This is a genomic window from Daejeonella sp. (assembly GCF_044232565.1).
GTDB lineage: Bacteria > Bacteroidota > Bacteroidia > Sphingobacteriales > Sphingobacteriaceae > Daejeonella.
Genome location: NZ_JBIILQ010000256.1, coordinates 1 through 3,916, shown reverse-complemented (window position 1 = coordinate 3,916; position 3,916 = coordinate 1). Strand labels below are relative to the sequence as shown.

Sequence of the window (3,916 nt, the reverse complement as noted above, 5' to 3'; positions counted from 1 at the left end):
TTATCGTAGATTTCGCTGTAAAAGCCAAAATAAATCTGACCTCCATCAAATAACAATACGTCTTTAGCCTGCTCAGGCAATTCTGTTTTTACTAATTTCCAAATCATAAATCAAAGATATAATAATTGTTGAAATGCCTTATACATTCAATCGATATTGAGAAATGGGGAGTTGATTCAATTTGAAGATGGCAAATTCGAGCTGATTTTAATGGCATATTTCAAGGTATAAAATTGATTATTATTCAAAATGACCCATCATTGGCAACAATTTAAATTTGCAGGAATTATTTCATCTGATTTTTATAAAAACCTAGTAAATTATTTTAAGTGGATGAGTCTTCGTTAAATTTTTTATAGTTTTAGCTAAACTATTATTCTAAGTAATTTCATGCTTACTCCCCTGTTTTAGATAAGTATGAGGGATTTTGTAAAGGGGTTTATTTGAGTTATAGAGCAACCTTATTGAACCGAATCACAATAAAATTTAAACAAATCGTCAAAGTCAAGTTAAGCATGAAAAAGCTATATTTAATCTTAACACTACTTTTTTTAAGTGTTTGTTGCTTTTCTCAAAGTCGCTATATTTCAGAAACAACAAAAAAGGTTATTTATGCTAGAAACGGTGGCCTTTGTCAATGCTGTGGCAGTTCACAAAACTTAGAATATGACCACATCACTCCATATTCTTGTGGTGGTACGAGTGATGCCTCAAATATTCAATTACTTTGTCAAAAATGCAATCGAAGTAAGTCAAATAGCTGCTATTGTAAAGTACATAATAGAAAAGTAGGGACTAATTGTTGTGAAGGCAAGGCAAGTAAAAACAGATCGTCTAATTCCAATGTATCTAGCACTCGAAAGTCTTCCACAACCTCTAGACAATGCGTAGGAGCAACAAAAAAAGGAGCGAGATGTAGAAATATGACAAGCAATTCCAATGGTCGATGTTATTTGCACTAATAATTTATAAAACAATTTAAAAAGCAATGAACCAGAATATTTTATTTGCAATAGATAAGAATACGGATGAAATAATTGTTTCAGATTCACCAAAAGGAAGCAATAAAATAAATTTCATAGAACGTATTAAGCGTCAAGATAATGACCTACTGTACCTTGCTGTGTTAGCTTTAACAAACATTAGCAATGCTTCCAATTTTGATGTTACAATTTTTAAAGCAATGGATAAAGTTTGCCAAATGATATACAACAAACATTCCTAATTAATTTTACACAATAAATTATTGAAAGGAAGCTATAAAAACGGATAGCCAAATAGCAGTCACAAGAAATTAGCAATTCAGTGATTAGATCATCCAATAAAATTTAGTTTTTAAAACACTCAATTTCACAAAGCGAATCGTACAATAACAACATTATTTCCAAAAAGATCAATTCTAAAAATTAGCGGAAATATTATGTAAATTTACAAATGTGAATGACAAAAAACTTTTTATAATTGCAGGTTGTAACGGAGCGGGCAAAACTACTGCATCATTTACCATTTTACCTGAAATTTTAGACTGTAAAGAATTTGTTAATGCAGACGAAATTGCAAAAGGGCTTTCCCCTTTTCAACCACAAAATGTGGCGTTTGAATCTGGGAGAATAATGCTTAGCAGAATCAACGAATTAATTTCTGACAATAAAACCTTTGCTTTTGAAACTACCTTATCAACAAAAAGCTATAAAAGCAAAATTATCCAAGCCCAGAATAAAGGTTATCGGGTTACATTACTATTTTTTTGGCTTCAAAATATTGAATTAGCTAAGGAACGTGTAAAAGCAAGAGTTTCCGAAGGCGGGCACAACATCGATTCAGAAATTATTGAAAGAAGATATTATAGAGGAATAAAAAACTTATTTGATATTTACCTTCCCATTGTTGATGGAGCTATGATTTTTGATAATTCTGAAGGCAAACATGAACTTTTAGCCGATAAACAAATGCATAATTCACTAAATATTGTGAATCAAACTAAGTTTAACCTTTTAAAGAAATATTATGAAAATAACTGATATTCAATTAGAAGAAAAAAGGAAAATTCAATTAGAAGAAAAAAAGAAAATTCTAAAAGGATTGGAAATAGCCTATGAAAAACTATTAGCATTTAAGAAAATGACAAATAGCGAATTGGTAGTTTTGCGGAATAATGAAATTGTAAGAATTAAGCCTTAATATTCCTATCTCCTAACCGCCGTTTGGTAAAAACCATTATTTCCCCTTTAGATTGATTGCTCAATTCATTTTTGATATTTTTATGTTTTAGCAATCCCCCATCTTACCCCAACAAATTTCACCATTTATAATTCTTTACCACAAACAATTTATTACGAACTAAAGATTAAATTTGCCGTGCTATTTTAGTAATTTTAAAAAAATCTAAAGCGATGTCCATTCAAAATTTCGACCCAAATTCTATTCAAAGATCTTCAAAAAATGATCTTTATGAAGCTCCTGATTATTTTCAGATGGATGAATTATTAAGCGAAGAGCATAAGTTAATTCGCGATTCGGTTCGTAGCTGGGTAAAGAAAGAAGTTAGCCCGATAATTGAAGATTGCGCACAGAAAGCCATATTCCCAAAACACCTCCTTCCAGGATTAGCTGAGATTGGAGCTTTCGGACCAACCATACCGACAAATTATGGCGGAGCGGGTTTAGATTATATTTCCTATGGTTTAATCATGCAGGAAATTGAACGCGGCGACTCAGGTATTCGCTCCACCGCCTCCGTTCAGGGTTCATTGGTCATGTACCCCATTTTTGCCTATGGTTCGGAAGAGCAAAAAATGCACTACCTCCCAAAGTTAGCTTCAGGTGAATACATGGGCTGCTTCGGATTAACCGAGCCCGATTATGGTTCTGACCCCGGTAGTATGACAACCAACATCAAAGATATGGGTGATTATTACCTGTTGAATGGCGCTAAAATGTGGATTTCGAACTCTCCATTTGCAGATATTGCCATTGTATGGGCTAAGGACGAAGAAGGAATTATACGTGGAATTATCGTTGAGAAAGGAATGGAAGGCTTTAGCGCTCCCGAAATTCATGGGAAATGGAGCTTAAGAGCCTCAGCAAGTGGTGAGCTGGTATTTGACAATGTAAAAGTGCCTAAAAAGAATTTATTGCCTAATGTCAAAGGACTTAAAGGTCCGCTGGGATGCTTAAACCAAGCACGCTACGGAATTGCTTGGGGGGCTTTAGGAGCAGCCATGGACTGCTATGATACGGCGCTTCGTTATTCCAAAGAACGCGTCCAGTTTGGGCGCCCAATTGGTGGCTTCCAATTACAACAGAAAAAATTGGCTGAAATGATTACAGAAATCACCAAAGCACAGCTCCTTGTTTGGCGCTTGGGGGTCTTAAAAAATGAAAATAGGGCTAGTGCCGCACAAATATCAATGGCTAAAAGAAACAGTGTGGAAACGGCCATCAATATTGCCCGTGAAGCGCGACAAATATTAGGCGGAATGGGCATCACCGGCGAATATCCAGTAATGAGACACATGATGAACCTGGAATCAGTTGTTACCTATGAAGGCACCCATGACATTCATTTATTAATTACGGGAATGGATATTACTGGATTGAATGCGTTTGTATAAGTTTAGGCTAAGGTTGATTGGAAAGGTTTACAACACTAACCACAGGGAAAGTGGTATGGTGACAACCCCAACCACAGGGAAAATGGTATAGTGACAACACCAACCGCAGGGAAAGTGGTATGGTAACAACACCAACCACAGGGAAAGTGGTATGGTGACAACACTAACCACAGGGAAAGTAGTATGGTGACAACACCAACCAGAGGGAACTCAAAAGCACCTTCCTCAGATGTCGCCAGCCTAACCAACTAACTACTAACCAACTAACTACTATATACTGATTTTACTCGTTCACGCAAATT

At 35.2% G+C, this 3,916-nt stretch carries 5 protein-coding genes; all 5 read left to right on the top strand.

Annotation, left to right across the window (positions count from 1 at the left end; genetic code table 11):
- Positions 1-515: 515 nt before the first annotated feature.
- The 5 genes from ACILQF_RS11550 to ACILQF_RS11530 all read left to right on the top strand — a co-directional run bounded on the left by ACILQF_RS11550 (position 516) and on the right by ACILQF_RS11530 (position 3,614).
- The gene (locus tag ACILQF_RS11550) at positions 516-962 is read left to right on the top strand and encodes an HNH endonuclease (protein WP_395627556.1); all 447 of its coding nucleotides are present in this window, start codon (positions 516-518) and stop codon (positions 960-962) included.
- A 26-nt stretch (positions 963-988) separates the two neighbouring features.
- Positions 989-1,225 carry a hypothetical protein gene (locus ACILQF_RS11545; protein ID WP_395627555.1) on the top strand — a complete coding sequence of 79 codons (237 nt, stop codon included), beginning with the start codon at positions 989-991 and terminating at the stop codon, positions 1,223-1,225.
- A 211-nt stretch (positions 1,226-1,436) separates the two neighbouring features.
- Positions 1,437-2,021 (top strand): zeta toxin family protein, encoded by a 585-nt coding sequence (locus tag ACILQF_RS11540; protein WP_395627554.1) that lies wholly within the window; start codon positions 1,437-1,439, stop codon positions 2,019-2,021.
- Positions 2,008-2,181 carry a hypothetical protein gene (locus ACILQF_RS11535; protein ID WP_395627553.1) on the top strand — a complete coding sequence of 58 codons (174 nt, stop codon included), beginning with the start codon at positions 2,008-2,010 and terminating at the stop codon, positions 2,179-2,181. The genes ACILQF_RS11540 and ACILQF_RS11535 overlap by 14 nt, the downstream gene beginning before the upstream one ends.
- A 293-nt stretch (positions 2,182-2,474) precedes the next feature.
- The gene (locus ACILQF_RS11530) at positions 2,475-3,614 is read left to right on the top strand and encodes an acyl-CoA dehydrogenase family protein (protein WP_395627557.1); all 1,140 of its coding nucleotides are present in this window, start codon (positions 2,475-2,477) and stop codon (positions 3,612-3,614) included.
- The last annotated feature ends 302 nt before the right edge of the window (positions 3,615-3,916 follow it).